At 69.7% G+C, this 4,538-nt stretch carries 1 protein-coding gene; it reads right to left on the bottom strand.

Annotation, left to right across the window (positions count from 1 at the left end; genetic code table 11):
- Positions 1-4,362, bottom strand: a 4,362-nt coding sequence (locus ACIQOV_RS28825) for a hypothetical protein (RefSeq protein WP_401053430.1), incomplete at its 3' end; no start/stop codon positions are given.
- Positions 4,363-4,538 lie beyond the last annotated feature (176 nt).

Below are 4,538 nucleotides of genomic sequence, written 5' to 3'. Positions count from 1 at the left end.
GTCCCAGATCCCCACACCGCTGGCGCCGCCTGAGACGAGCAGCGTCCGGCCGCCGGGGAGGGGCAGGCCCGCCATGGCGAAGGTGTCCGGGGCCTTCCATACGGTGACCTGCGTAAGGGCGGGAACATCCCAGACACCGATATCCGTGCCGTTGGACATCGCCAGCAGAGGGCCGCTATCGCCGGGCAGAGTGCAGAGGACGCTGCCGCGACCGCCCAGGTGGTTCCAGCCGGGCAGTGCGCCAGCACGCCGCCCCGACGCCGCATCGATGAGCACGGTCTCCGGGCCCACGCCTGCCACGACAGCGACAACGCCGGACGGGGAGGGGGACAGCGCACCCAGGAGGCAGACCTCCGATCCGCTCATGTCGGCATCGAGCGGGAACGTCCTGGAGACGGGCTGCCTGTTCCCGTGCTCTAGGACGACCGTGGTGAGGTCTGCTCCGCTGCCAGCGGCGACCAGGGAGACCGACATCGGCAGTCCGTCCGCTGTCTGGGCGATGCAAGAGGAGAGAGAGGACTTGGACAGCTCCTTCCGGCTCGTCATCACCATCTGTCCCGACACGAGGTCCCAGACCGACAGGTCGTCATTGGGACCGCTGACAGCCACCCGCGCCCCCTCCCGGGCGAGCGGCATGACCTGGCCGACAAGGCCAGTCCCGATCCGCTTGAGCAGGAGGCCCGTCGATGCGCTGTGGATGTCGAGTCCGCTCCGGGTCGCGAGGACGAGGACGTCACCTCCGGGGGCCTGACCTGCAGCGGGCAAGAAGGACCTGCACACGGACCACGTGGGCGCACTTCGCCGGCGTCTGTCCAGCGAGGGGCCCCGGTACACCGACTCCTCCAGCCTGTCCCCGTAGAGCGGCCCGACGAGCCGGGGATCCCAGACCCGGATGCCCTCCGCGCCAGCTGACATCACTCGCGGCCCTGCCGGGTCTTCGGCAACCGCGAGGGCGCTTATGGAGGAGGTGTCCGTGTCGAACGTGCTGACCGTGCCCCCGCTGAGACTCTGCAGCACGATGCGGTTGCGCGCGACATAGGCGAACGCCGTCCCGCGGGCACCCGCAACTGCCTTGCTGCCGCCTTCCTTGCTGAACGCCACCTGCTCGAACGTGAAGGGATTCCACACCCGTAGGGGCACCAGGGGATTGGGGGACTCAGCGATCAGGAGGTCGTCACCGTCAGGCCGGGTGACGCCCACCAAGCCGGAGACCTGGCCGCCTCCGAAGGAGGCGCTCATCGTCGTTCCTGACGCAGGATCCCACAATCGGATCCCGTCCTCGCAGCAGACAGCGGCCACGGCCTTCCCGTCCTCCGAGCGGACCACTGCTGTCAGTGACGGCTGTTCGCGGGAGGGCTCCTGGATCTGCCCGTACCTCTGGCTGATCTCATCTGGGAAGCCGGGGGCCTCGAACAGCTTGTTTGCCCGCGGCCTCCACAGGAAGGCGCCCCTGCTGGTCAGGACGAGCAGTTTCCACAGAGCCGGGCCGTCCGCCAGGACGTGGACATCATAGGTCCGCGGGACCGGCGTCCAGGCGATGGGCTGCCCGGATACCGGGTCGTAGATCCGAACCTCGTAGTGGCCGCTGTCAGACCGCCCCGATGTCACGAGGAAGGTGCGCCCGCCTGTGGCCTCGATCGTGCAAAGGCGGTGTACCACCCCCGTGGCCAGGTCTGCGACAGGCCGACCCGTTCTGGCATCCCAGACGACGACACCGCCGGCATCGGCTGCCAGAGCAGTCAGTTGGCGCCCGTCCGACATCGGCACCACGCACATAGCCCTGGTTCGCCCCGGTGCAGGCGCCAGCACGTTGACACGGGCTGCCCACTGCCCCCACAACAGCCTCACCGGCAGCGGAACCAGGGCATCGGGCTGAATGCCGGCCTGCCCGCCCGGGCCCCGTACAGCACGGTGGAAGGCAATACTGCCCAGGCGTGAGGCGTAGTCCGTAGCCGCACCGGCGAACGGCTCGATCAGCGCCGCTGCCGTCAGGTTCCGTCGGCCGGGGTCCCCGGCTGGAAGGGGCAGGGCGAGGCGGGCGCGCAGCGTCCCGGAGGACTCCTGGGCAAGGAGCTCCACTGGCACCTCGGAGTCGGTCAGAACGCCGCCAGCGTTCGCATGGTGCAGGAGGTACCTGCGCACGTACGGATGAGCGAGGTGGGGCAGAGCCCGTTCCACCAGCTCCGCTAGCGCGCGGCAGACCGCAGCCTGGGCAGCCGTCAGCGCCTGCGCATCGTCCCGGTGCTCCCCGCCAACAGCCGCAGCTGTCGGCTCCAGCAGGCGGGTGCACCCGGTCAGCAGGAGGTCGGTCAGCCGCTGGTGGACAGGCCGGTAGACAGTACGGCCGTCCTCCTCAGCGCTGGCGAGGTACCCGGTGAGACGGCCGGAGCGGAGGACACGGATGGCGTGGTCGGCCGCCTCGACATCCGTGGAACCGGCACCGTACGCCTCCGAGGCCAGCGCGACGGTGACTGCGGGCCAGACCTCGGCCCACGGCACCCCGGCCCCCGGGGCGAACGCAGTCGCGCGCAGCACGGCGACCAGAAGGCTGCTGTCTACTCCCGTGGCGGAGGCCACCACCCGGATGTCCTCGCGCAGGAGCCCGGTAGTGCCGTCTGCGAGGCGCTTGAGCCATCCGGTCTCCTCCAGGTCCTGGCAGCCATCGGCCGTCCGCAGCTGCTCGGCAGCGATCCGGGCATCGAGGAAGGAGGGCGCGACCGCTTCAGCGATGTGGAGCGCCGCTGCGTCCGCAGCTTCCGGCTCGCCGTGGTACGGGCTGGTCTGCGGGGCACTCAGCAGCGCAGCGGTGTAGGCGGCGATGTCACTCGTGCAGTCGGGCCCGTCGGTGCGCAGGATCTGCAAAGCGACGTCCTCTGTACGGAGAGCGCCGGCCAGCCGCTGCAGCAGCTGGTCCGCCCGTTCGTCCCTCAGGGCCGTCCCCGATGCGTACTCCCTGCTCGAGGGCGAGCTGCGGACACCGACCACGAGCCGGACGGCCTGCCCCTTGCTGCCAGCGGTGAGCCGGGACAGCGGGATGAGGACATCGCCGACGCAGGCCAGCGGATCCTCGGCCTCATCCAGTGCGTCGATGACCACATTGACGGGGCCGGCAGTGCCGGATGCCCTGGCAGCCAGGAGGCCGAGCAGGCTCTGCAGCGGCAGCTCGCCGTTGCTCGGAGCGCCGCCGAGCACGGCTAGCAGCTCTTCCACGACCACCCGGGACGACTTGTTCCGGGCCAGGACGGCGACGTCGACCGCCCCGGGTTCCGGCCGCAGTTCGTCAGGGATGCCCGCCACCACGGCCGCATATTCCTGGTCGGCTGCGAACCCGGCGTCCGCCAGGGTTACCAGGCGCGCAAGGAGGGCCGACTTCCCGGACCCGGCAGCACCGGTGACCACAAGGACCCCCGTGCCATTGTGGACAAAGGCGACCATGCGCGCCACCGGCTCAGCCCGCCCGCTGAAGTACCAGCCAGGATCGTCCGCTCCGGTCCGCCCCGAAGCCCGCTCCAGCCAGAACTCCTCAAGCGGGCCGGAACCGAGGGCGAGCTGACGCAGCGCGGGGCCTGCCACGCTCTCCACCGGGCGGAAACGCGGATTGGGCAGGCACGCGCTCGGGGCACTGCCGCGTGAATACGGCACGACCCACATCGCACTCACCAGCTCCTTGTCCGCACCGTCCTCGTCCAGGCCTACCTGGTGGAGGAGTTGCTCCCATTCCGCGAACGACAGGTGGGAGCCGGTGTAGCCGGCGGCCTCGTCCCGCATCCGTTCGCAGGCCAGAGCGATGCGCCGGGTGAAGGAACCGACCAGGGGCTGCTCAAAGTGGTGGCCGGCAGTGACGACGGCGGCTCCTTTGTGGCTGTGGCGTTCGTCGGACAGGTCCTGGAACAGGGCTGTGAGTTCGGCGTGGAGCGTGCCGGAGTGGCATGAGTCGACGAGCACCAGGACGTGCTCCGACTGGCTGTCCAGGACTGCGGTGACGAGCTCGCTCGTCGGGAACGCGGTCGCCAGCAGGCGTTCCTCCTCCGTAGCCGGAAGCATGAGGTAGTGGCGAGGGGAATTACGGCGTAGCCCGTGGCCGGTGATGTACACCACCACCGCTTCCTTGTAGCTGGCAGCTGCCAGCTTCTGGCCGTGCAGGAAGGCGCGCAGATCGTCCACCGAGCGGGGTGAGTGCTCCGCCCTCACCACCTCGAACCGGCGGTCCTCGCCGAGCGCGGGATCGGCCAGCCACCCGGTGATCCGCTCCACCTGATCGGCGACGGCCTCCGTGAAGCCCTCCTGCCCGTCTTCGTAGCTGTCGACCGCGACAACAACCAGCCGCCTTCGGACGATGCCGTCCAGCCCCTCCGCACCCAAACTTGTTCCCCCTGTCTGGCCACGTCAGCCTAGCCTGGCTTGTACCGGCTGCCAGGCGGCTGGCTACGATCAGCCGTCTACAGGCCGCTTTAGGCAGCGAACCAGGGGGCACGCATGAGCGCGCTGCAGATCGTCGGAGTACACGGAATCAGGCAGGGGGCGGGCGCTACCACGAC

The organism is Kitasatospora sp. NPDC091257 (genome assembly GCF_044757675.1).
GTDB lineage: Bacteria > Actinomycetota > Actinomycetes > Streptomycetales > Streptomycetaceae > Kitasatospora > Kitasatospora lactacystinica.
Note: the sequence above shows the minus strand (reverse complement) of the source record. Positions and strands in the feature narration are given on the sequence as shown.